This window comes from Catellatospora methionotrophica, assembly GCF_011297335.1.
GTDB lineage: Bacteria > Actinomycetota > Actinomycetes > Mycobacteriales > Micromonosporaceae > Catellatospora > Catellatospora methionotrophica.
Window position 1 is genome coordinate 717718 of sequence record NZ_JAAOTJ010000002.1, and the last position, 21813, is coordinate 739530.

Here is a 21813-nt window from a genome sequence, read left to right on the forward strand (position 1 = left end):
CCGACCGCGGGGGCGTCGGCGAGGTGGGAGGAACGCCAGTTTGCGGCCCAGCCGCAGCAGCGCCGCGGCGCAGCCCCCGTTGGACCTGACGCAGCCAGGCGTGCAGGCTGGCAACTCAGCGGAGGCGGCGGCGGCCGAGTTCCAGCTGGGCGCGCATGACCTGGCGTGGGCGCAAGGGCGTCACGGCAAGCGGGTGGGCCGCCTTCGCCCGCAGGCCGTCGAGGGTGATGGCGAGATAGCGGCGCCATGCGTCCGGGTCGATGGCGTGGGTGGCCTCGCTGATGCGGGACTGGGCCCAGACGATGAAGGCGAGATCCGCGGGGGTGAGGTCGGGCCGCAGGCTTCCCTCCGCCTGGGCTCGTTCGATGATGCGTCCGCCGAGGTCGTAGGCCCGTTTGCGGGCGGCTTCGATGCCGGGTGCATGGGGGAAGCGCATCGAGGCGATGTCGTTGAAGGCGAGGTCGCCGGCCTGAAGTTCGCACGTGCGCTCCAGGAAGAAGGCGAGGCCGTCCCAGGCCGATTCCATCGCCACGGCCGTTTCGGCGGCTTTGATCCAGGCCCGCTTCTTGTCGGCGATGACCACGGCCACCAGGTCCATCCTGGTCGGGAAGTGTCGGTAGAGCGTGCCGATCGACACCTCGGCGCGGCGGGCGATGCCTTCCAGGGTGGCGTTGAGGCCTTCCTCCGCGAATGCGGCCTTGGCCGCGGTGAGTAAGGCCGTCCGGTTGCGGCGCGCGTCTTTACGAAGCGGTGGCGGCTTACGAGTGGGCACCCACGCAGCATACAGGCGGAGGGCGGCCTCATATTAGGTCGATAACGTGAGGGGGGCCTCGACTTAAACATGAAAAGTGCTGCCCCAGCCGGTTGTGTGGTGCCGCTGGGTCGGCTTAGCCTTCTGGTGATTCATTGACCATCGGTTATCGGAATCCTCATTGAGTCCATGCGGAGGCAGCGCTATGTCACGGTACGAATGGGATCAGAGCCACGAGGGGATCAGCCAGCTCAAGGCTGCAGTGGCAGCGACCCGCGCGAATGTCGTCAAGCACGAGATGTATTCCCAGCTCCATTCACACGCGGCCATTGTGACGTTCATGGAGCACCACGTGTACGCGGTATGGGACTTCATGTCGCTGCTGAAGTCGTTGCAGCGCAGCCTGACCTGTGTGGATGTGCCGTGGGTTCCGTCAGGGCCGACGTCGAGCCGCCGACTGATCAACGATATCGTCCTGGTGGAGGAGAGTGACGAACTGGGCGGCGGATTCATCAGCCACTTCGAGCTCTACCTTCAAGGCATGACGCAAGCCGGTGCCGACACCTCGGTCATCGAACCGTTCATCAGCCTGATCCGCGCCGGCACGCCGGTGTCCGAGGCTCTGCGAGCGGTAGCGGTGCCTGGCCCATCCGCGGAATTCGTGGACAGCACCTTCACCTTCATCCAGACCCTGCCTCTGCACTGTCAGGCCGCGGCGTTCGCTTTCGGCCGGGAGGACCTCATCCCCGAGATGTTCCAGCAGGTCGTCGACATCAATGAGAACGTCGGCAACCTCGGCCTGTTCGTCGACTACCTGCGCCGTCACATCCAGGTGGACGACGAGGAGCACACCCCGATGGCGATGCAGATGCTGGCCGACCTGTGCGGCGACGACCAGCAGAAGTGGCAGGAATGCGCAACCGCCGTCACCTCCACACTCGGCGCTCGCGTGCGACTGTGGGATGGGATCACCGCAGCGATCAAGGCAAACACGGCCGCTCTCGTCTGAGACCGCCGACAGCTCACCCGGTGGCCGTCGTGACCTCTACCTTCCTACGGAAGAGGTCACTGGTCACGTCCCGGTGTCGTCCACGGAGTTCGCAGACCGGTCCAACCGTGGATGGTTAGGTAGGCGACCGGCAATACCTGAAGGACGTGTTGGAGCGGTACCGGCCAACCAGAAGCGAACGTGTCGGGGTCCCACACTCCCAAGTGCGGGGGCCCTGCGCGACGAGCCAGCCGCAGAAGACTCGACTACCAGTGGGTCGCACTTCCCGGCGTACGTGACCCCGGGGACCGGCTCGGGTGCCTCCTCCCGCTTGTGCCCCAGGGCCAGCTGATTCGCCGGCGTGCCCGCGCAACCTCGACGTTCGCACGCACCCGCTGCATCGTCACCGTGGCCACGGCACGTGCGTCGTCGTTTGGTGAACGGCCACGCTCGATCGGCCCGAGTGCTCGCAGTTCGGCCCATACCTGTGCGCGTTCGCCGGCGAGTCACCGTTCGAGAAGACTCACGCCGGATGACAATGCGTCAACGGCAGGCGGGGTCCAGGGACTCGAGTCGACTGACGGTCCCGAGGTCCGGCGGGTCAGGGCTTATTCTCGACCGCGCCGCGTGGGGCGGATGGGTCAGCATGACCCGCGCCGCCGACCGCCGCCTGCGCAGCCCATTCGATCTTCGCGCGGTATGTCGCGCGGGCTGCGGTGTCGACCTCTTCCTCGAACTCGGCCCTCAGCCCGGTCCGGCCGTCGAGCTGCTCACGCAGGATGTCAGCGTGGCCGGTGTGCCGGGTGGTCTCCTGAAGTATATGGATCATGATGTTGAGCAGGTTGACGTCGGGTCGTGACCACCACGGCACGTGGCCGGGCGCGTCGAGGGGAAGCTCCGCGATCGTCGCGTCCGCGTGCTCGCAGGCACGCTGGTAGAAGTCGATGATCTGTTCGCGTGTCTCCTCGGGGGCCGCCCACAGGTCGCTGCCGTCAGCGTCCTGCCACCGCCCCAGTGGCTCCGGGGACGGGCGACCGAAGACCTCACCGAAATACCAGGCTTCACAGGTAGCCACGTGCTTCACCAGGCCGAGGAGGTTGGTTCCCGTCGCCGTCAGGGGACGCCGGATGTCGTACTCGGACAGGCCGTCGAGTTTCCACACCAGCGTCTCACGGATCACCCTGAGCCGGCCGTGCAGGAAGTCCTTCGCGTAAAGGTCGATCATGCCGACGAGCTTGCCACACGGCCAACCGCAGCAGCTGGCCTCGCGTTCACTGATGGTGTCAGATGACCCTTGTGTGAAGGGGTGGCTGGTGGCTGACAGTTCCCGACGGGTTGTCGCCGAGCGGGTGCTGCTGACCGGCAGCGGCGATCAGTCCAGCCAGCAGATGACGGCGTCGCCGTCCTTGGCCGCGCTGGCGAAGAACTGCTTGACGCCGGGCAGGTGATGGGCTGCCCACGGCAGCTCGTCAGGACGGTCCCAGACGTCGGGGTAGATCTCGGCCTGTACGAGCTCCGCCTGGTCCACGCCCCTGATCAGGTCGTCTCCGGAGATGGCGGCGAGTTCAGCCGCGGCCACAGCGACCTGCTCAGGTGTCAGATAGCGGGGCGGTCCGTAGCCCCAGTCGACCTCCCAGGCGAGGTAACCGTGCTCGTTCTCGACCTCGCCGACCGACTCGTCTATGAACTGTTCGGCGCCGGACACGATCGGAATGCCCAGGCCGCACCGGTCCAGCAGGTACGCCAGGGAGTGCCATGCCTTGCCGGTGCTGTGGGTCCGATCAGCGTCGTCGGACGCTTCGCGGGCGCAGGCATAAGCCCAGTCGAGGTCGTCTTTGGCGTGCTCCAGTTCGGCGGGCGTCACCCGTAGCCAGTTGCCGTTGATGCTCACCGGCGCAGGGTAGACCTCGGCTGTGACAGGGGTCCTTCACGAACCGGTGGACACCATCTCGACCTGGATGGGCGCGTCGGATTCGAACCAGATCCCATACCACGACTGTCCTTGCGGGCAAGGCAGCCGGACCCCTTCCATGCATATGCCGACGGCGTCGCGGTGGGGCGGATACTGCATGGTCAGGTCACCACGCTGGTCCCGGTTCGGCGTCTTCGTCCAGGTCGCCGACGGAGTCGAGGGACTGGTCCACCTGCGAGAGCTCACCCTGACACCCACGGAGGCCCTATCGGAGGTCTTCCAGGTCGGTGACGAGGTCACGGTCGTCGTCACCGCAATCGACGGAGAGCGACGCAGGCTGACCCTCTCCCCACGACAAGGCCCATCCCACCTTCGGTGACTCCTCTGTCGAACCTGCGGCAGCTACCTGCGCGAGCCATCGGGAGCGCCTGCTCGGCGCTGCCCCTGGCCGACCCTGGCAGCGGACCTCAGACCTACGAGTACCCTCGTGCGGATGATCTCGAACGAGGTAGTAGACGTACTCCGCAGCTGGGCGAGGGGTTTGGCCGCCGTCAGGCGTAATTCCGTGCCCGTCGAGACCGCCTGGGGTCTGCGGATCGAGGAGGTCCGGCCGAAGACCCGATCCCGCTGCCTGGTGTTTCGTGATGACCTTGACGCAGTGCGCAGCGCGGCGATGGAGGCGACCCCTCCACACGGTGTGATCATCGTCGTCACCGCCGGGGACGCGGTAGCGGCCCTGCTAGGGACGACGTGGCACAGCACGCCGCCGGAGCCGCTCATGACGACAACACTGCGGAAGGTAGCGCCGAGCCTGCCCATCGGGTACGACGCCACCACCACGATCGACGCGGGTGTCGTCAATGTGCGTATACGGTCCGAAGCGGGGGAGGTCGTTGCGGCGGGGTATACCGCCGTGGTGGGTGGTGTCGCCGTCGTAGATCGTGTGGCCACCGATCCCGGACATCAACGCCGCGGCTTGGGCACAGCGGTGATGAACGCACTCACCGCCGCGGCCATGGAGCAGGGTGCGGTGACCGCCGTGCTCCACGGGACAGAAGAAGGCCGCGCGCTGTACGAACGTCTCGGCTGGCAAATGCGTTCGAAGATCACGAGCTTTAGCCACCAGGCGTGATCTGCCGCCCGCATCACCCGGCGCTCTGCTCAGTCTGCCGCAGCACGGTTCCTGGCCCGAGCAGGTCCACCGGCTTCCGGCTGACAGTGGAGGACCGGCAACAGCCCGCGGCCGCTGGGTGAGCGGTCACCGACAGTAGCCGGCACAGGCTTCACCCATGCGCGTACGTGCGCCGGAGGTCGCATGATTGGCCACGTCACCGTCAGAGCAGGCGGACCGGGGACCGGTGGTCGTCGGCGGGCAGATCACCGTCGAGGACGATGGCCGTGACCTCCATCCGGTCCAGCTCGGCCCGTCCGGACAGGATCGTGGCGAAAGCGTTGTCGGCGGCGTCGCGGCCGGTGCTGACCCTGATCAGCGACGACCGCGGTGCCAACCGGGTCGCGTCCCAGACCTGCCACTGGCCGCCGGTAGCCGTTTCGACCACGGCGTGGAAATCCATCGGACTCAGCCCGGGGGCGTACACGGCCACCACCCGGGCCGGCACCTCGACCGCCCGGCACAGCGTCGCCACGAGATGGGCGTAGTCGCGGCACACCCCGCGGCCGTCGAGCAGGGTGTCTGCGGCGTCGGTGGTCGGCCCGCTGGCCGCCGGGGTGTACTGCAGATGCTCGAAGACGTACTCGCAGATCGCCTGGACCCTCCGCACTGGATCGGTGTAGCCGGCGAACTCTCGCTGGGCGAAGCCGGTCATCCGGTCAGCCGGGCAGTACCGGCTCGGCAGTAGCGCGGTGAGAAGGTCCCACTCGGTCGGACGTTGCGGCTCACCGGGCTGGTCGGCGACCACCGCCCGGTAGGAGATCGACAGCTCACCAGGCTCGGCTGAGAACAGGTGCCGCCGATTGCCGTCGGGGCCGAGGATCACCCGCACGCCGACTGCCTGGTCGTGGCCGACGACCGACAGCTCGTCGTCGACCGTCCGTCCGAGACGCAGCCCGACCCCGATCCCGAGCGCGAACTCGGCAGGCTCCTGCACCGTGAACGTCAACGCGCAGGCGACCTCGGACCGCTGAACCGCCATCGTGGTCCGCCTTTCCCGTAGAGGCTGTCGAGGGAGGCACCGCCGACGCGCCGATCGCCGGCGAGCCTGCCGCTGGGCGCCCCGACGTAGCTTCCCGAGGTCGGGGCTACATCGGTGCAGTCTCGCCCGACCGCCACAGTGACATACCCGCTGGGTGTGCGGCGACCCTGGCACAGGTCCAGGACTAGTGCGCTCGCCGGGGCCGCGGTGGCGGGAGCTTGGTCAGAGGAAGGCGCCGACCTCGGTATACAAACAAATGCTTGCGCAAATAAGTCTTTGCGTTAAAGTGGCGCCATGGCCGCCTCACTCGCGGGTCCCGATCTCGACGCCGCATTCGCCGCTCTCGGCGACCCGGTTCGTCGTGCCCTGGTGACCCGACTCGCCCACAGCGACGCCACCGTGGGCGAACTCGCGAAACCGTTCGACCTGACCCCGCAGGCGATCTCGCACCACGTCGGTGTGCTGCGCCGGTGCGGCCTGGTCGAGCAGCGTCGCGAAGGCACCCGCCGCCCGTGTCGGCTGAAAGCCGATCACCTGTCGCTGCTGGGCACGTGGATCGACGAGCAACGCCGGGCGTGGAACGACCGCATCGACGCCCTTGAGCGGCACCTCGCTGACGGAGAAGCACATTGAGCCGAGCAGAGCTGCGCGGTGACACGCTGACCGCACATCGCCACCTGTCGGCGCAACCCCGCCGGGTCTGGGCCGCGTTCACGTCGCCGGCGAGCATCGCGGCGTTCTGGGGCGGTTCGCACGCCACCGTCGCCGTCGAATCGGTGACCGTCGACCTGCGGCCCGGCGGAGAGTTCTCCCTCGACACGCGAGCCCCCGACGGCGCGACCCGGCGGCTGCGATTCGTCTACGTGAGCATCACCGCCCCGCATGAGCTCGTCTTCGACGAACCCGTCACCGGGCTGCGTACGACGGTGACGATCCAGCCGGCCGCAGGCGGCACGAACCTCACGATCCACCAACGACGACTTCCCGCCGAGCTGCGGACGGCGCAGGCCGCCGACGGGCTCGCCTCGATCATCGACGCCCTCGACGGCCACCTGCGAGAGCAGACAGACCAGGACGGACCTACGCCATGACGAACACCCAGCGCCACCTCGTCGAGGAGTACTTCGCCGGATTCCGGACGAGCGACCACCGGCGCATCCTCGCTACCCTTACCGACGACGTCGAGTGGGTCATCCACGGCCACCGCACCACCCGTGGCAAGGCCGAGTTCGACGGCGAGATCGAGAATCCGGCCTTCACCGGCAAACCCGAACTCGACATCCACCGTGTGTACGAGGACGGCCCGGTCGTGATCGCCACCGGCGAGGGCCGCGGCGCCACTGTCGACCACGGACCGTTCCGCTTCGCCTTCAACGACCTGTTCACCTTCCGCGACGGGCTCATCGCCCGGGTCGACTCATATGTCGTCCCGCTGCCCTGACGCGGCCTCCGCCGTCGGCGTGGGCCGCACCGCCGTTCCGGCCAGCACGAATTCACTGCGGTCACCGCGTCGGTATGGAGCGTGGGTATGGGCGGGCAGGTTAATCGATCGCCGCCTGATCAGGCGTGTGATTGACTCGCCGGATGATCGATTCCGACAGGTTGTCCGGCCTGATCGCCGACCATTGGGGCCTCGTCGACGTACGCGTCGAGGTACACAACGGTGGTATGAACTCCTCGACCTGGTGGATCGACCACGACGGCCGTCGCGACGTCGCCAAGCACGTCCCCGGCTGGAACCGCGACCAGTTCGTCGGCGGGCTCACGGTGGCCTCGCACGTCCAGCGTGCTGGTATCCCGGCAGGTGCGCCGATCCTCACGGCTTCCGGGCGGCTGGCGGTCGAGACCGCTGATGGGCCGGTGGCGCTCCTGCAGTACGTGCCGGGCGCCGGGCCGCCCGATGACGAGAGCGGTCTGCGTGTCATCGGTGAGACTCTCGGGCGTGTGCACGTGGCAGTCCGGGACATCCGCGTGGCCGGCGCAGAGCAGTTTCATTGGGTCGATCCGAACGCCGCGCACCTCGATCATGCCCCTGCATGGGTGAAGCCCGGTGTCGTGAAGGCCCTGACGATGCTCGACGCGCTCGACCCGAAGTCGCTCACCTGCGGCATGTTGCACACCGACCCGGCACCCGGGGCGTTCCTCGTCGATCCCGCGACCGGCGATGTCGGATTGATCGACTGGTCGGTGGCCATGCATGGTCCGCTGCTCTACGACCTCGCCTCGGCGGTCATGTACGCCGGAGGGAAGGTAGCGGCCCAGTCGCTGCTCGCGGGATACGTACGGACCGGTGCCCTCGGCGAGGACGAGATCGAGCGAGGACTGGATGTGTTCCACCGGTTCAGGTGGGCAGTTCAGGCCGACTACTTCGCGAAGCGCATCGCGACTCGCGACATGACCGGCATCGAGGATGCGCGAGAGAATGAGATGGGCATGCTCGCAGCGCGGGAGTTCCTGGTCGAGCCAATCCCTCGCCGATCACCGTCCTACTAGGCGGTGTCTAGAAGTCGTGTAGCCACTCGTTGGGTGGACTGTCCGGCGCGCTCGCTTCATCCCGCGGCCGCCAGGAAATCCGAGTAGAACAGGCCCAGGCCGGCCGCCACGCAGACGCCGGCCACGGTCCAGAACCGGACCACGATATTGACCTCGCTCCAGCCGGCCAGGTCGAAATGGTGGTGCAGCGGCACCATCCGGAAGACACGTCTACCGGTGGTACGGAACGAGACGATCTGGATCACCCAGGTGGTCGCGATGATGACGAAGAGCCCGCCGATCATGATCGACAGCAGCGTGGTCCGGGTCGCCACCGCCAGACCGCCGATCAGGGCACCGAGACCGAGCGAGCCCACGTCACCCATGTAGATCCGCGCCGGGGACGTGTTCCACCACAGGAAGCCCACGCAGGCACCGGCGGCCGCCGCCGCGATCATGGCGATCTCCAGAGGATCCCGGACCTGGTAGCAGTAGTCGTTCACGCGGACGTACGCGTCGTCGGCGCACCAGTGCCGGTACTGCCAGAAGCCGATCAGCGCGTATGCGCCGAACACCAGGGCCGACGCCCCGGTAGCCAGGCCGTCGAGGCCGTCGGTGAGGTTCACGCCGTTCGACATCGCCGTGATCACGAAGACGAACACGATCACCGAGCCGACCTTGCCGACGTTCAGCCAACTGATGTCGCGGATGAGCGAGATGTGCTCGCTGGCCACAGTCTGGCCGTTGGTGCTGGCCACATAGAGCGCGGCGATGCCGAACCCGCCGCCGACGATCGCCTGGCCGAGCAGCTTGCCTTTGGCGGACAGGCCGTCGGAGCTGCGCCGGCGCACCTTGAGGATGTCGTCGAGGAAGCCGACCCCGCCGCAGCAGACGAACAGCCCGAGCAGGACCAGGGCCGTCATGGTCGGCCCCTCCTGCGCGATCTGCCGTTCGGGCAGGGTCATCAGGGCGATGTGCCCGGCCACGTAGGCCAAGACGGTCGCCACGATGAAGGCGACGCCGCCCATCGTCGGCGTGGCCTTCTTGCCCTGGTTGCTGGCGAGCCCGAGGGATCGGATCGGCTGGCCGGCCTTGAGCGCGGTGAAGACGCGGACCGCGACCGGGGTGCCCAACAGGGAGATGATGAAAGCGACCGCGACCGCGACGATGACTGCCCTCACCGGCGGGCCGCCACGAGATCCGGATTTCTCACCGCGTCCCCATCGCGGCCGAAAACCTCACCGAAGTACCAGGCCTCCACGGTAGCCAGATGCTTGACCGGGCCGGAGGTTGGTGCCGTCGCCGTCAGAGGACACCGCACGTCGTGCCCGGACCGGCCGTCGAGCTTCCGCACCAGCGCTTGACGTGTCGATCTGAGCTGGTGGTGCAGGTGGTCCTTCACGAGATCATCGATCACGGGACGTGAGCTTGCCATCCGGCAGCAAGCAGGGCAACCCGCGCACTTTGCGACACCGCCCAGCCGCACCGGCGGCGGCCGTCGTCGCGGTCGACTCCACGCTGAAGGCGGACCACAACGGTCGTATCGCCACGAGCCGCACGGCGCGACCGCCGTCGACGCGTGTGTTCGATCACGGGCCGGGCGGCCGTCTGGCGGCGTATACCTATGATCGTCTGATGGTTCGGGTGGCGGTGCTGGGCACCACGCGGGCGCTGCGCGACGGACCGGCCGTGGACATCGGCGGCCCGCGTCAGCGCGCTGTGCTCGCGCGGCTGGTCGCCGCGGGTGGCCAGGTCGTCGCCACCGATCGCCTGATCGACGACCTGTGGGGCGGCGAGCCGCCACCGAAGGCCCTCGCCGCGCTGCAGGTGTACGTGTCGCACCTGCGCCGCGCCCTGGAGCCGGGTCGGCCCGCGCGCAGCCCTGCCACGATCCTCATCAGCGCCGCACCCGGCTACGCACTGCGGTTGCCGGTCGAGTCGGTCGACGTGTGGCGCTTCGAGGCGCTGACCGCCGACGCCGCAGCCTGCCTGGCCGATGATCCGGGCCGGGCGCTGGGCTTGCTGGACGCCGCGCTGTCGGCCTGGGACGGCACCGCCTTCGAGGAGTTCGCCGACGAGGACTGGGCGGCCGCCGAGGCCCGGCGGCTGGAGCAGACGCGGCTGGACGCGGTCGAGCAGCGGGCGGTCGCGGCGATCGCCCTGGGGCAGCCTGCCCGTGTCGTCGCCGAACTCGACGGCCACGTCCGGGCCCATCCGCTGCGCGAGCAGGCCGTGCACGCGCTGGCGACCGCCCTGTACCAGGTGGGCCGCCAGGCCGATGCGCTGGCGGTGCTGCGTACCGCACGCGACCGGCTGGACGACGAGCTCGGCGTGGAGCCGGGCCCGGCGCTGCGTGAGCTCGAAGTCGATGTGCTGCGTCAGGCGCCGCACCTGCGGCCTGTCCCGGCACGGGCGGCCAGCGCCGGCCCGGTGGCGGCGTCGGCGGCCCCGCCGCTGCCCGAACCGGCCGACGCCGACGGGCCGTTGGGCCGCGATCGGGAGTACGCACAGATCGCCGCCGCCGCCGAGCAGGCTCTGCGGTCCGGCCCGCAGATCGTATGGCTGGCCGGAGAACCGGGAGCGGGCAAGTCGACGCTGGCCGACCACGCCTCACGGCGGCTGGCAGCATCCGGCTGGCACACGGCGTGGGCGCGCTGCCCGGAGGTCGACGGTGCCCCACCGGCCTGGGCATGGGGTCAGGCGCTGCGTACCCTGCTGGCCGCGGTGCCCGCAGCGGACCCGCAGCGGCTGGCGCCGCTGGTGGAGGGCGACGGCACCGGCGACGGCGGCCAGTTCCGGATGGTGCAGGCCGTCAGCGACTACCTGCGTACGGTCGCCGCCGACGCGCCGCTGCTGATCGTCGTCGACGACGTCCACCGTGCCGACGGGGAGACCCTGCAGCTGCTGCGGCACGTGGCCAACACGCTCGCTGACCGGCCGCTGCTGCTGCTGGCCGCCTACCGCCCGGCCGAGGCGACCGACGAGCTGACCACGACCCGGGCGGTGCTGGCGCACGTCGCCGCCACCGACCTGACGGTGTCCGGCCTCGGCGCCGACGCGGTCGCGCAGCTGCTGGCCCGCCACGGCGCGCGGGTCGACGCCGACACCGCCCACCGGGTGTGGGAACGCACCAGCGGCAACCCGCTGTTCGTGACCCAGACCGCCCGGCTGATCGCCGCCGAGGGCGCCGCGGCCGCCGACGACGCCGTGCCCGCCGGGATCCGGCATGTGCTGCACCGGCGGCTGGCCCGGCTGCCCGCGACCGCGCAGACGGTGCTGCGGCACGCGGCGGTGCTGGGCCGCGACGTCGACGTCGACGTCCTGCTGGCGATGGACGCCACCGACGACGACACGGTCCTCGACGGACTCGAGGGCGGGGTGCTGGCCGGTCTGCTGGTGGAGCCGTCGGCCGGGCGGGTGCGGTTCGCCCACGCACTGCTGCGCGACACGCTGTACACCGAGACGCCGCTGCTGCGCCGGGGCCGCCTGCATGGCCGGGCACTGCAGGCCATGCGGCGACTGCGGCCCCACGACACCGCCGCGCTGGGCCGCCACGCCCTGGCCGCCGCAGGGCCCGGCGGCAGCGCCGACGTGATCCGCTTCGCGGTGCCCGCGGCCCGTCAGGCCGCGCACCTGTTCGCACCACGCGAAGCCGCACGGCTGTGGGCCGGCATCCGGGCCGTGCTCGACCAGGGCGGTGACCCCAGCCTCGACGCCGACCGTCTCGACGTGCTCTGCGGGCTGGCCTCGGCGCTCGGCAACGCCGGTGACGTGCTCGGCGCCCGTGCGGTCCGGCAGGACGCCGTCGACACCGCCGCCCGCCTCGGCGGCCCCGACCGGATGCGGCGGGCACTGACGTCCATGGACGCGCCGGTGACCTGGACCATCCGGCAGGACCGGCGCGTCGACACCGACCTCGTCGCCACCATCGAGCAGGCGCTGGCCGACGACCGGCTGCTGCCCGCCGAGCGCAGCGCGCTGCTGTCGACGCTGGTGTTCGAAGTCGAAGGCGACGACAACGAGCGTGCCCGGATCGCCGGGCAGGAGGCGCTGGAGCTGGCCGAGACCGTCGGCGACCCGCACCTGCTGTGCCTGGCGCTGAACGCCTGCTACTTCGTCGCGCTGGTCCCTGACCGGCAGTGGCAGGTGCCCGAGGTCGGTGAGCGGCTGCTCGCGGTGTCCACACAGGCCGGACTGCTGAACTTCCAGACCCAGGCCCACCATGTGCTGTACGGGGCGCGGCTGTGCCGGCACGACTTCGCGGCCGCCCGTGCGCACGTGCAGGCGGCGATCGCCAGCGCCACCACCGGCCAGCTCGGCCTGACCCTGGCGGTGATGTCGCTGTTCGAGGCCGTGCAGGCGCTGTGGAACGGCGACTTCGCCGCCGCCGAGCGGCAATACACCGAGATCGCACAGCAGATGGAGCGCGGCGGGGCCCCGAACGCGGTGGCGATCGGGGTGCTGGGCAGGTTCGCGGTGCGGCTGGGCGCCGGGCGCGTCGAGCAGTCGGCCGCCGAGTTCGCCCCGTTCCACGAGACCGTGCCCGAGCAGACCCACGACCTGTATGCGCGCTCGCTGCTCGCGGCAGGGCAGGTCGAGCAGGCCCGGCGGGTGTGGCGGCCGTGGCTGCCGCTGCGGGAGGACTACTTCTGGCTGTTCTGGGCGACGGTACGCGGCCAGAACGCGGTGCTGCTCGGCGACCTGGACGCGGCGCGGGCCAGCTACGCGCAGCTGGGGCCGTGGTCGGGCCGGTACGCGGGGCTGGAGAACGGCTCGATCGTCGCCGGTCCTGTCGACGACGTCCTGGGGGACCTGGCGGCGCTGCTCGGCCGCCCCGGCGAGGCGGCCCGGCACCACGCGCAGGCCCGGCTGCTGGCCGAGCAGACCGGCTGCCGCGCCTGGCGGCGCTGACGCGGCAGCCGGGCCCGGTCACCCGAACAGCAGCCGCTGGCGGCGCTGGAACCCGGGGCGCAGCAGGCGCAGCATGAGCCGCAGCACCGGCCCGGCGGCGGTCAGCAGCGGCGCGAGCTCCTCAGGGCGGGCGTAGTGCTCGATGCGGGGGACCTCGAACCGCAACGCGCCGCCCTTACGAACGGCGCGTTCGACGGTCAGCCAGTCCGCTACCGACACATACCGGGCGATCACCGGGAAGAGCAGCCGTTCCTCCTCCTCGATGTGCTCGTCGAGCAGGTCCCGCAGCGTGGCGAGCAGCCGCGCCAGGTCCGTGAACGCGGCCGGGTCGCCCGGGCCCGCGACGGCTGCCAGCAGGGCGGTGCGTGCCTGGTCGAGCAGCGGGTCCAGGCTGGCGTGGTCGTCGGACAGCTCGTCGAGGTCGACCTGCGCGCCGGCGGAGCGGGCCAGGACCGGCCACAGCACCTGGTCTTCCATGGCGTGGTGGTGGTGGATCCCGGCCAGCAGTGGCAGGACGTAGTCGCGCAGGGCGGCGGCGCGCTCGGGCGGGCACGGCTGGCTGCCGTCGGCGAACGCGGCGGTCAGCGCGGCGAGCCGGCGCAGGTCGCCGCGCATGGCCCGGTGGTTGATGGTGAAGCCGGTCAGGTCAGGTCGGGTGACGGTCATGGCCGCGACGCTGCCAGCACGGGCTTGGCCGGCACTTAACAGCGGCTTGGCGCCCGCGGCCGGTAGTGGCCGCGGGCGCCAGGCCGTGGTTCAGGACGCGGCGTTGACCGTACGGTGGGTCAGGGCCAGCGCCGCCACGAGGTCACTGACCTGCGGCAGTGTCTCGGTGTAGGTCCCGGCGGCCAGCCGCTGGGAGTGCACCTCGAACAGCCCGGCCAGTTCGGTGGCCCGCTCCTTGGCGACCGCGTGAATGCAGTTGCCCAGGTACTCGTTCGGCGAGCCGGGGCTGTCGGCACCCGAACACGCCGGGGAGAAGATCGGCGGCTGACCGGCCCTGGGATCCATCGCGGCGACCGCGTCCGGGCACGGGTCACCCGGCCGCGACTGCGTGCACGGCGCGTAGTTGCCCACCGCGATGTCGTAGGCCCGCCCGATGTGGGTCGGCGGCAGCTCGCCGCCGATCGGGGCACCCGCGTAGCGGTAGTTGCTGGGCAGCTGGTTGGTGCCGTAGAGCAGGCCGGACAACTGCGCGTCGGTCTCTGCCGCGACGGCGAAACCCAGCCTCGTGTACGCCTGCAGCAGCCGCACCGCCTCGGTGACCTTGCGATTGTGTCCGGCCAGGGCCGAGGTCGCGTCGGCGAAGTCGGCCGCGACCCGCTGGTAGTACTCCTTCTGCTTGCCCCACAGCTGCCGGTTCACCTTGGACCGGGCCGCCTCGACTGCGGCGGCACTGTCACCGGAGCGGGCCGCCCCGGCTTCGAACGCCGCCTTGTGCTTGACCGCCCAGCCGTCGCGGACCACGTCGGCGGTCTCCAGGCAGTAGCCGGTCGGCAGCGGGGTACGCGTCGTCCAGGAGCAGATGATGCCTGCCGGGTTCGTGTCGGTCCAGCTGCGCACCTCGACCGGCTGCCCGCCGGGGAACTGCGCCCGCAGCCGCGCGGTGGTCCGCAGGTCGGCGTACGTCTGCTCGTAGCGCGGCGTGGTCACCTCCCGCACGTTGACCAGCTCGGCCTCGTAGCAGACGGAGTAGGCGGGTGCGAACCCCGCGGGCATCGTGGCGGCGAGCTGGTACACGTTGGGCAGATCGGCCGTGGCGACGTTGACCGGTGCGGCCAGGCTCGACGGCAGCGAACTGTACGGGCTCGGGTCGCACCGTGACATCGTCGTCACAGCCGGTGCCCGGACCGTCGGCGGGAGCTGGTCGGGCCCGTACCACGGATTGAAGTTGTTCTGCGTGACCTGCTCGCGGATCTGCCGCAGCCGGTCGGACTGGGCCTGCACCGCCGCCCGGTAGTTGTCGACCAGGCCGGTGAACAGGGCGTTGGTGTGCCCGCCGGTGCCCGGCCGGCTGAACCGGGCCGCCGCGGCCAGGATGTTCTGGCCCGTCTGCCGGGTCTCGGCCAGGTGCCCGCCCGCCGGCGGGGTGCCCGGCGGCGGGGTCGGGGCCTTGGCCATCGCGGGGTTCTGCATCGACAGGGTGGTCAGCGCCTGCGCGCCCAGCGCCCACACCCCCACGTTGGCGATACCGCTCTGGGCGGGAAAGGACGGATCCCAGGTGCGGGCCAGATACGACAGGTAGCTGATCGAGCCGTACGGGCCGTACTCGTCCAGCGCCGCCGACGCGGTGACCGGCTGGCCCGACCCCCACATCGCCGGGGTGACCACGAACGGCTCCCGTGAGCTGGACCAGTTCGCGGTGGTCGTGAAGTGGCCCTCGGCGCCGTTGAACTCCGGCCGGGTCAGGTCGTCGCCGGTGCGCTGGGTGTAGTTGAGGTACTCCTTCATGTCGGCGACGGTGTCGGCCAGCGCGACGGTGCCCAGGCTCTGCCGGATCGACGCGCCCAGCAGGTCGACCTTCGTGTCGATCACGGTCAGCTGGGCCTTGACGACCTCGATCTGGTACTTCATCGTCTCGATCTCGTCGGTCATCTTCACCAGCACCGACATGATGTCGTCATACATGAACGACAGCATCGCCTCGACCCGGTCGAACCGGTCGTGCATCTCCATCCGCAGCCCGTCGACCTGCTCGCGCAGCCGGCCGATCTCCTGCAGGATCAGCTGGTTCTCGGTCGGCCCGGAGTCGGTGAACAGCGGCAGCAACTGCATGACCGCACCCAGGATGTTGCCGGTCAGCACCACCGTCGACAGCGATCCGAGGGCGGCCATGCCCAGGCCGGCGACCGTCGGCAGGTAGTTGTTGATCGACGTGGCGATCGACACCGCTGCGCTGCCGATCGTGGCGACGTCGCGCCCGCCCTTGGCGTCGGTGAATCCGATCAGCGTCGACAGGATGTACACCGCCGACCCGGCGGCGTCGATCGCGACCTGACGGTCGGCCGCGTACGCCAACTCCTGGGTGTAGCGCTGCGGGGTCGGCTTCGGACCGGGCCCCACCGGGAACTGCAGGTTGGCCTGCACCAGCAGCTCGCGGATGTCCTCGCTCTGCTCGGCGAGCCTGGCCAGCGCGTCGTTGACCTGCGCCCGCGCCTCCTGCAGGAACGCCTGCTGGTTGTCGACCTTCTCCATGATCGTATGCACGTCGACGAACGTGGACAGCAGCGGATCAGCCAGCAGCTGCTCGACGGTGGCCCGGGAGCTGATCGACACCTGCGCGCCGATCACCCCGTCCCACGCCGCGGCCAGGTCCGCGTCGCCGTCGGCGGTGCGCACCAGATCACCCCATGCCAGCTCCTGGACCTCGTTGTACTTCGACATCCACAGGAAGTTCTGATGGGCGGTGGTGACCTCGTCGTTGATCCGGGCGGTGTCCAGGATCGACGAACCGACGGTCGCCTCCGACAGCACCTTCATCATCGGCGTGGCCATCGACACCCAGGGGATGCCCGACGCCGCGTCCAGCGTCTTGAGCCAGATCCCGTAGTAGGTGCGGCTCGACGACTCGCTGATCCCGGCGGCGTCGATCTTCTGCCTGGTCAGCACCAGATGGGTGGTGATGTCCTGGCGGCTGGCGGTCGGGTTCGCGCGCCGCCAGTCCAGCACCTCCGCCGTCAGCACCAGGTTCTTCAACCCGGCCACGCCGCGGTTGTGGGCCCGCATGTGCCCGGAGAACAACGCCGTGTGGTACTCCTGCACCAGGTAGTCGACGGGCTCGGCGGCCCGCGCCGTGTTCGGCGTCAGCAGCACGACCGCGGCGACGGCCGCGCTCAGCAGACGGCGGGCCACGGTCGCCGTCCGGCGGCGGGGGAGTGGATGTCCGTGTCCGGGTGGACCGGACGCGGTGTTCGGGGCTGGCATGGCGCTGCCTCTCTGCTCGGGCGCCCTGCATCTCAGGACGCCCCGGCAGCGTTCACCGCCTCACTTGGCGGTGTCTTAACGCGACGGCGGCCGCGCACGCCAAGCCGCGCCCAAGTGGCCGTTGCTGTGCTGTGGGCATGAGAAGACTCCTCGCCGCCGGTATCGCGCTCACCGTCAGCGCCGGCCTGATGGCCGCCGTGGGCGGCACCGCGCTCGCCCGGCCCAACTGCGACGTCCCTGTTCCGCCCCCAGCCTGCGACGACAGCCCCACCGAGCCGCCACCGCCGCCGGTCGGCACCGACAAGTACCCGATGGGGTGGCTGGAGTCCTGGCAGTACCTCGGCGGGGCGGTCCGGGTCACCGGCTGGGCCAGCGACCCCAACGGCGGGCCGGTGCAGATCTCGGTCATCGCCGACGCCCCGTCGGTGGGAACCCGCCCGGCGAACCTGTGGCACGCGGGCCGTGGCGCGTACGTCGGCTTCGACATCACCGTTCCCACCTCGGCACTGGCCGGCCTGCACGGGTTCTGCGTCACCGCCAACAACGTGCCCGACGGCTCCCAGCCGGTGCCCGAGGTCGCCCCGCTGTCCTGCCCGCAGTACCGCGTCGAACCGGCCGCGCCCAGCGGGCTGATCCTGACCCCCGGCTACCACGAGGGCAAACGCACCCTGGACGTCACGTTCACCGACAACTCCGTACGCGAGGCTGACTACCGCATCGAGCTGAGCTGGCTGCAGACCACCCCGGACGACACCCCGACCGACCCGGGCCTGCCGACCACCCCGCCCGGTGGGCCGTCGCTGCCGATCCCGCAGCCCACCTACGGTGCGCCGATCCCGACGACCGAGGTCGGCGTGGCCCGCGCGGTCATCTACGGCACCACGGGAACGGGCCAGCGCACCTGGCACTTCACCCACATGCCGCAGGCGTTCGTGCACGTGGTCGTCGTCTCCCACGAGGCCGGCCTGACCTCGGCCGCGCTGAGCGGCGGGGTGTCCACGCGCTGACCGGACCACAGTCGCCGGCCGGTGCCGCCGCACCGGCCGGCGACTGCCGGACCAGCCGAGGAGATGCGCGACGGGCGGTCACCAAGGGTGTCCGGTGGGCGTGGCACACTCGTCGCGTGAACTCAGGACCGGAATCGTCGGCTCCGTACTTCAGGATGGGCGGGGTCCGGCTGTACCTTCCGGACGAGGAGTTCGGCCGACGGCTGGGCGCGGGCACGGCCGAGATCTCGGCATACATCCAAACCCTCGCCTGGGTCGGTGGTCAGTACTTCGGTCGTCTCGGTCGCGATTTCGGCTCGCTAGGCGTCCTGGTCGCCGTAGGGATCAAGCCCGAGCGTCACGTGAAGCTCTGGTGTGAGGTGGTAGGCGGCCACATCCCGGACGACGTGTGGTCGCCCTTCGTGGAACTGCTGGACGGGGCGGGTGCTGATGTCCGTCCGCAGGTCTCGGCGCCGGTGGCGTTTGCCATCGAGGGCATCCTCGGAAACGGCCCGGCATCCTTCCCCGATCTTCCAGCCGCCTGGATTGCCGCAGTTCAGGAACACGGCCAGAGCGTCCCGGTGTTCGATCACCTTTTCGAGATCGTGTTTCCCTGACGCGGTGAGGCGCGCGTCTTCGACCCGATCGACGCCCGGCACGCGGTGACCCGCCGGAACATCGGAGGAACTTTCGCGTATCGTAAGCGGCCCTCACCGCGAACCAGGAGCCGCAACGATGCCATCCCAGACGCCGACGGAGACGATCCCGAACGAGCCGGCCCCGACACCGGCCGCGATCGCCGTTGCGGGCCGGTCGCCATACGCCCAGATCCTCGGCCTCGGCGCGTACCGGCCCCGCCGTGTCGTCACCAACGACGAGCTGTGCACCTGGGTCGACACGTCCGACGAGTGGATCAGGGCCCGCACCGGGATCACGCAGCGCCGCTGGGCCGAGCCGGACGAGACCCTGGCCGCCATGTCCGTCCAGGCGGCCACCGCGGCGCTGGCCGACGCCGGGATCACCGCCGCTGACATCGGCTGCGTGGTGATGGCCACCGTGACACACCTGGAGCAGACACCGTCGATCGCCGCCCTGATCGCCCACCAGCTCGGCGCCGTCAACGCCGCGGCGTTCGACATCTCCGCCGGGTGCGCCGGCTTCTGCCACGCGGTGGCGCTCGGCCGCGACATGGTCCAGGGCGGTAGCGCCGGCCACGTGCTGGTCATCGGTGCGGAGAAGATCTCGGACTTCATCGACCGGCAGGACCGGACGACGGCATTCATCTTCGGCGACGGCGCCGGTGCTGTAGTGATCGGCCCGGCGTCGCGACCGGGCATCGGCCCGGTCGTGTGGGGCGCGGACGGCAGCCAGTACACCGTGATCGGCCAGACCCGCGACTGGAAGACCTTCATGGACGACCCCACCGGCCCGCGGCCGTTCATCCAGATGTCCGGCCAGCAGGTGTTCCGCTGGGCCTCCTACGAGATGGTGCCCGTGGCGAACAAGGCGCTGCAGGCCGCCGGCATCACCGTGGACCAGCTCGACGCCTTCATCCCGCACCAGGCCAACATGCGGATCATCGACGCGATGGTCAAGGCGCTGAAGCTCCCCGACAGCCTGCCGGTGGCACGGGACATCGCCGAGATGGGCAACACCTCGGCCGCCTCGGTGCCGCTGGCGATGGAGCGGATGCGGCGCGACGGTGCGGTGCCGGCAGGCGGGACGGCGCTGCTCGTGGGCTTCGGCGCGGGCCTGTCCTACGCCGCCCAGGTCGTGCGGCTGCCCTGGTCCTGACGGTCCTGCACGGATCGGCAGCTCCCGGCCCGCGACCCGGTGCGAAGACAGCGCGTCTCGTCCTACCGTCTGGCTGCTGCCCGGCGGCAGCGGGTCAGCTCGGCGCGAAGGTCGCGGCGCAGCGAGCGGTCCAGTTCCGGTTGCGCCAACGCGACGGTGAGGTCCTGCACCGCTTCGTCCCAGCGGCCCAGCCGGGCCAGGGCAGCGCCCCGGTTGTACAGCGGCACGGGGGCCTGCGACAGGGCGACCGCCCGGTCGAGGTCGGCCAGCGCGGCGGTCACATCGCCTTGCTCGAACCGTACGGCCGCCCGGTTGGTCCATGCCTCCACCAGCTCCGGCGCCCTGGTCACCGCCAGGGTGAGCAGTGCGTCGGCCCCGGCCAGGTCGCCGTGCTCGGAGCGGACCAGGCCCAGGGTGCACAAGAGCACCGGCTCGTCGGGCAGGACCGCCAGGCCGTCCCGTGCCTGCGCCTCGGCCCGGTCGAGAGCGCGCTGTTCGAGGTGCAGATTGACCAGTGCGACCCGCGCGTCGAGGTGTCCAGGGTCGATGGCGAGGGCGCGGCCGAAGTCCTCGGCGGCCAGGCCCGGCCGGTCCTGCTCCTGCCGGATGACGGCGCGGTTGTAGTACGCCTCCGGCAGGTGCGGGCCCAGGCGGATGGCCTCGTCGTAGTCGCGCGACGCGGCCCGGGTCCGCCCCGCCGCCCGGTGCAGCGCTGCCCGGTCGATGTAGTACTCGCTGTTGCCGGGGTCGCGTGCGACGACCCGGTCGAGGTCGGACATGGCACGCTGCCGGTCGCCCAGAGCCAGGTGCACCTGCGCCCGGTTGTGGTACAGGCGGGCCACGTCCTGAGGCCGCTCACCAGGTGCCAGCGCGCCTTCGAGGCGGCTCAGCCCGTCGTCGACCAGGCGCAGTGCACGGGCATGCTCCCCGGCCCTGCTGTCGAGCAGCGCGATGCCCTGCTCGTAGAAGACGGTCGTGACCAGCCGCTGCTTCGGATCCTCGATTCCCGCGGCCAGCGTGATCGCCTGCTCGAGCCAGTCACGGGCCCGCGACTGGTCCTGCGCGTCGGGGCGCAGGTGGCGGGCGTACAGCATCGCGGTCGAGTATGCCGCCGACATGAGGGTCCGCCGGTCATCGGTGACCATACGCGTCTGGTCGTAGAGTCGCAGCGCCTCGTCGGCGCGGTCCAGCGCGGACAGGGCCGTGGCCAGCCCGGTGGTGTACGCCCACCAGTTGCGCAGGTCGTCCTGCGGGCTCAGCAGGTCACGGCCGCGCTGGGCCAGGCGCTGCGCGTGGTGGTAGAAACCCCGTGCCAAGCTGTCGCCCAGGGCGGTCCGGATCGCATCGGGCGCGGTGTCCATACGTGGCGGCTCGACCGTGCCGCCGTCGTCCAGGATGAGCCGCAACGGGCCGCCGTCGAGGCGGGCGGTCAGCGCGTGCAGCAGCTCGACTGTGGTCTCGTCGGCTTCGGCGGTGTGCTCGAAGCGGACCGTGGCGGGCCCGGAGAGGGTCTGTGCCCAGGCGGCGACGAACTCCGCAACACCGTACGCCAGGCAGGCGGTGCGACGTGCGGGGTGGAACCGGATCGGCTGCTCCTGCGCCGGTGGCCGTGGGTCGAGACGAGGCGCCACCGCGAACAGCTCCACCTGATGGCGGGCTACCAGGCGAGGCCGCACTGCGGGAGCGATCCGAGCCAGGAACGCGTCGACTCCGGCATACGGGCCGCGCTCGCGGTGGCAGTCGAACGAGCCGAAGTCGCCGACGGTCACTCCGGGCACCCGCCAAGGGGGAGCGGGCACCCGGGGGTGCCCGCTCCGGGCTTGCCTACCAGCACCATTCGATCCAGAGCCGGCGGGCGCCGGACAGCAGGCGCAGCGTGCCCTTCCTGCGGACGACCATCTTCTTCATCGAACCTCCCAGTG

The 21813-nt window shown here is 70.4% G+C and carries 20 protein-coding genes; 11 read left to right on the forward strand and 9 right to left on the reverse strand.

Annotated features, from left to right (window positions below):
- Positions 1-115: 115 nt before the first annotated feature.
- Positions 116-772, reverse strand: a complete 657-nt coding sequence (locus HAV40_RS10445; protein ID WP_203670847.1) for a TetR/AcrR family transcriptional regulator — start codon at positions 770-772, stop codon at positions 116-118.
- A 184-nt stretch (positions 773-956) separates the two neighbouring features.
- Between HAV40_RS10445 and HAV40_RS10450 the strand changes: the two genes are divergently transcribed.
- A complete protein-coding gene (locus HAV40_RS10450; protein WP_166380654.1) occupies positions 957-1760 on the forward strand; it encodes a DUF3050 domain-containing protein in 804 nt (267 codons plus the stop codon).
- 580 nt (positions 1761-2340) lie between these two features.
- On the opposite strand, the gene HAV40_RS10455 is transcribed toward HAV40_RS10450, so the two are convergent.
- Together HAV40_RS10455 and HAV40_RS10460 are read right to left on the reverse strand one after the other, a co-directional pair.
- Positions 2341-2964, reverse strand: a complete 624-nt coding sequence (locus HAV40_RS10455; protein WP_166380655.1) for a DinB family protein — start codon at positions 2962-2964, stop codon at positions 2341-2343.
- 147 nt (positions 2965-3111) lie between these two features.
- A complete protein-coding gene (locus tag HAV40_RS10460; protein WP_239085655.1) occupies positions 3112-3630 on the reverse strand; it encodes a DUF1877 family protein in 519 nt (172 codons plus the stop codon).
- Positions 3631-3808: 178 nt separating this feature from the next.
- Between HAV40_RS10460 and HAV40_RS39180 the strand changes: the two genes are divergently transcribed.
- Together HAV40_RS39180 and HAV40_RS10470 are read left to right on the forward strand one after the other, a co-directional pair.
- Entirely contained in the window at positions 3809-4030 is a 222-nt protein-coding gene (locus tag HAV40_RS39180; RefSeq protein ID WP_203670845.1) for a S1 RNA-binding domain-containing protein, read from the forward strand.
- A gap of 186 nt (positions 4031-4216) precedes the next feature.
- A complete protein-coding gene (locus tag HAV40_RS10470; RefSeq protein WP_166380656.1) occupies positions 4217-4783 on the forward strand; it encodes a GNAT family N-acetyltransferase in 567 nt (188 codons plus the stop codon).
- Between the two features lie 202 nt (positions 4784-4985).
- On the opposite strand, the gene HAV40_RS10475 is transcribed toward HAV40_RS10470, so the two are convergent.
- Entirely contained in the window at positions 4986-5804 is an 819-nt protein-coding gene (locus tag HAV40_RS10475; RefSeq protein WP_166380657.1) for a transglutaminase-like domain-containing protein, read from the reverse strand.
- A 294-nt stretch (positions 5805-6098) separates the two neighbouring features.
- On the opposite strand from HAV40_RS10475, the gene HAV40_RS10480 reads away from it, so the two are divergent.
- The 4 genes from HAV40_RS10480 (at position 6099) to HAV40_RS10495 (ending at position 8297) form a co-directional block, all read left to right on the forward strand.
- Complete coding sequence (locus HAV40_RS10480; protein WP_166380658.1) at positions 6099-6437, forward strand: ArsR/SmtB family transcription factor; 339 nt, start codon at positions 6099-6101, stop codon at positions 6435-6437.
- On the forward strand, positions 6434-6895 hold the full coding sequence (locus HAV40_RS10485; protein WP_166380659.1) for an SRPBCC family protein: 462 nt from the start codon (positions 6434-6436) through the stop codon (positions 6893-6895). Before HAV40_RS10480 ends, HAV40_RS10485 begins: the two co-directional genes overlap by 4 nt.
- A complete protein-coding gene (locus HAV40_RS10490) occupies positions 6892-7245 on the forward strand; it encodes a nuclear transport factor 2 family protein (protein WP_166380660.1) in 354 nt (117 codons plus the stop codon). Before HAV40_RS10485 ends, HAV40_RS10490 begins: the two co-directional genes overlap by 4 nt.
- Positions 7246-7388: 143 nt before the next feature.
- Positions 7389-8297, forward strand: a complete 909-nt coding sequence (locus HAV40_RS10495) for a phosphotransferase enzyme family protein (protein WP_166380661.1) — start codon at positions 7389-7391, stop codon at positions 8295-8297.
- 56 nt (positions 8298-8353) lie between these two features.
- Here the strand turns inward: HAV40_RS10495 and mraY are convergent, their stop codons facing one another.
- Positions 8354-9457 carry a phospho-N-acetylmuramoyl-pentapeptide-transferase gene (gene mraY / locus HAV40_RS10500; RefSeq protein WP_166380662.1) on the reverse strand — a complete coding sequence of 368 codons (1104 nt, stop codon included), beginning with the start codon at positions 9455-9457 and terminating at the stop codon, positions 8354-8356.
- Complete coding sequence (locus tag HAV40_RS10505; protein WP_166380663.1) at positions 9454-9693, reverse strand: mycothiol transferase; 240 nt, start codon at positions 9691-9693, stop codon at positions 9454-9456. The genes mraY and HAV40_RS10505 overlap by 4 nt, the downstream gene beginning before the upstream one ends.
- 218 nt (positions 9694-9911) lie before the next feature.
- Between HAV40_RS10505 and HAV40_RS10510 the strand changes: the two genes are divergently transcribed.
- Positions 9912-13187 carry an ATP-binding protein gene (locus HAV40_RS10510; RefSeq protein ID WP_166380664.1) on the forward strand — a complete coding sequence of 1092 codons (3276 nt, stop codon included), beginning with the start codon at positions 9912-9914 and terminating at the stop codon, positions 13185-13187.
- Positions 13188-13205: 18 nt separating this feature from the next.
- Here the strand turns inward: HAV40_RS10510 and HAV40_RS10515 are convergent, their stop codons facing one another.
- Both HAV40_RS10515 and HAV40_RS10520 read right to left on the reverse strand, forming a co-directional pair.
- A complete protein-coding gene (locus tag HAV40_RS10515) occupies positions 13206-13853 on the reverse strand; it encodes a hemerythrin domain-containing protein (RefSeq protein WP_166380665.1) in 648 nt (215 codons plus the stop codon).
- 90 nt (positions 13854-13943) lie between these two features.
- The gene (locus tag HAV40_RS10520) at positions 13944-17039 is read right to left on the reverse strand and encodes a hypothetical protein (RefSeq protein ID WP_166380666.1); all 3096 of its coding nucleotides are present in this window, start codon (positions 17037-17039) and stop codon (positions 13944-13946) included.
- A 209-nt stretch (positions 17040-17248) separates the two neighbouring features.
- Here HAV40_RS10520 and HAV40_RS10525 point away from each other — a divergent pair, with 209 nt between their 5' ends.
- The 3 genes from HAV40_RS10525 (at position 17249) to HAV40_RS10535 (ending at position 19891) form a co-directional block, all read left to right on the forward strand.
- Complete coding sequence (locus HAV40_RS10525; protein ID WP_166380667.1) at positions 17249-18118, forward strand: hypothetical protein; 870 nt, start codon at positions 17249-17251, stop codon at positions 18116-18118.
- A gap of 116 nt (positions 18119-18234) precedes the next feature.
- Entirely contained in the window at positions 18235-18714 is a 480-nt protein-coding gene (locus tag HAV40_RS10530) for a hypothetical protein (protein WP_166380668.1), read from the forward strand.
- Positions 18715-18832: 118 nt separating this feature from the next.
- Complete coding sequence (locus HAV40_RS10535; protein WP_166380669.1) at positions 18833-19891, forward strand: beta-ketoacyl-ACP synthase III; 1059 nt, start codon at positions 18833-18835, stop codon at positions 19889-19891.
- A gap of 62 nt (positions 19892-19953) precedes the next feature.
- Here the strand turns inward: HAV40_RS10535 and HAV40_RS10540 are convergent, their stop codons facing one another.
- Complete coding sequence (locus tag HAV40_RS10540) at positions 19954-21690, reverse strand: tetratricopeptide repeat protein (protein WP_239085654.1); 1737 nt, start codon at positions 21688-21690, stop codon at positions 19954-19956.
- Between the last annotated feature and the right edge of the window lie 123 nt (positions 21691-21813).

Bases quoted from the DNA above. Each gene is read 5' to 3' on its own strand.
- HAV40_RS10450 (WP_166380654.1), top strand. From the start codon at position 957: ATGTCACGGTACGAATGGGATCAGAGCCACGAGGGGATCAGCCAGCTC.
- HAV40_RS10455 (WP_166380655.1), bottom strand. From the start codon at position 2,964: ATGATCGACCTTTACGCGAAGGACTTCCTGCACGGCCGGCTCAGGGTG.
- HAV40_RS39180 (WP_203670845.1), top strand. From the start codon at position 3,809: ATGGTCAGGTCACCACGCTGGTCCCGGTTCGGCGTCTTCGTCCAGGTC.
- HAV40_RS10475 (WP_166380657.1), bottom strand. From the start codon at position 5,804: ATGGCGGTTCAGCGGTCCGAGGTCGCCTGCGCGTTGACGTTCACGGTG.
- HAV40_RS10480 (WP_166380658.1), top strand. From the start codon at position 6,099: ATGGCCGCCTCACTCGCGGGTCCCGATCTCGACGCCGCATTCGCCGCT.
- HAV40_RS10490 (WP_166380660.1), top strand. From the start codon at position 6,892: ATGACGAACACCCAGCGCCACCTCGTCGAGGAGTACTTCGCCGGATTC.
- HAV40_RS10495 (WP_166380661.1), top strand. From the start codon at position 7,389: ATGATCGATTCCGACAGGTTGTCCGGCCTGATCGCCGACCATTGGGGC.
- HAV40_RS10510 (WP_166380664.1), top strand. From the start codon at position 9,912: ATGGTTCGGGTGGCGGTGCTGGGCACCACGCGGGCGCTGCGCGACGGA.
- HAV40_RS10515 (WP_166380665.1), bottom strand. From the start codon at position 13,853: ATGACCGTCACCCGACCTGACCTGACCGGCTTCACCATCAACCACCGG.
- HAV40_RS10525 (WP_166380667.1), top strand. From the start codon at position 17,249: ATGAGAAGACTCCTCGCCGCCGGTATCGCGCTCACCGTCAGCGCCGGC.
- HAV40_RS10535 (WP_166380669.1), top strand. From the start codon at position 18,833: ATGCCATCCCAGACGCCGACGGAGACGATCCCGAACGAGCCGGCCCCG.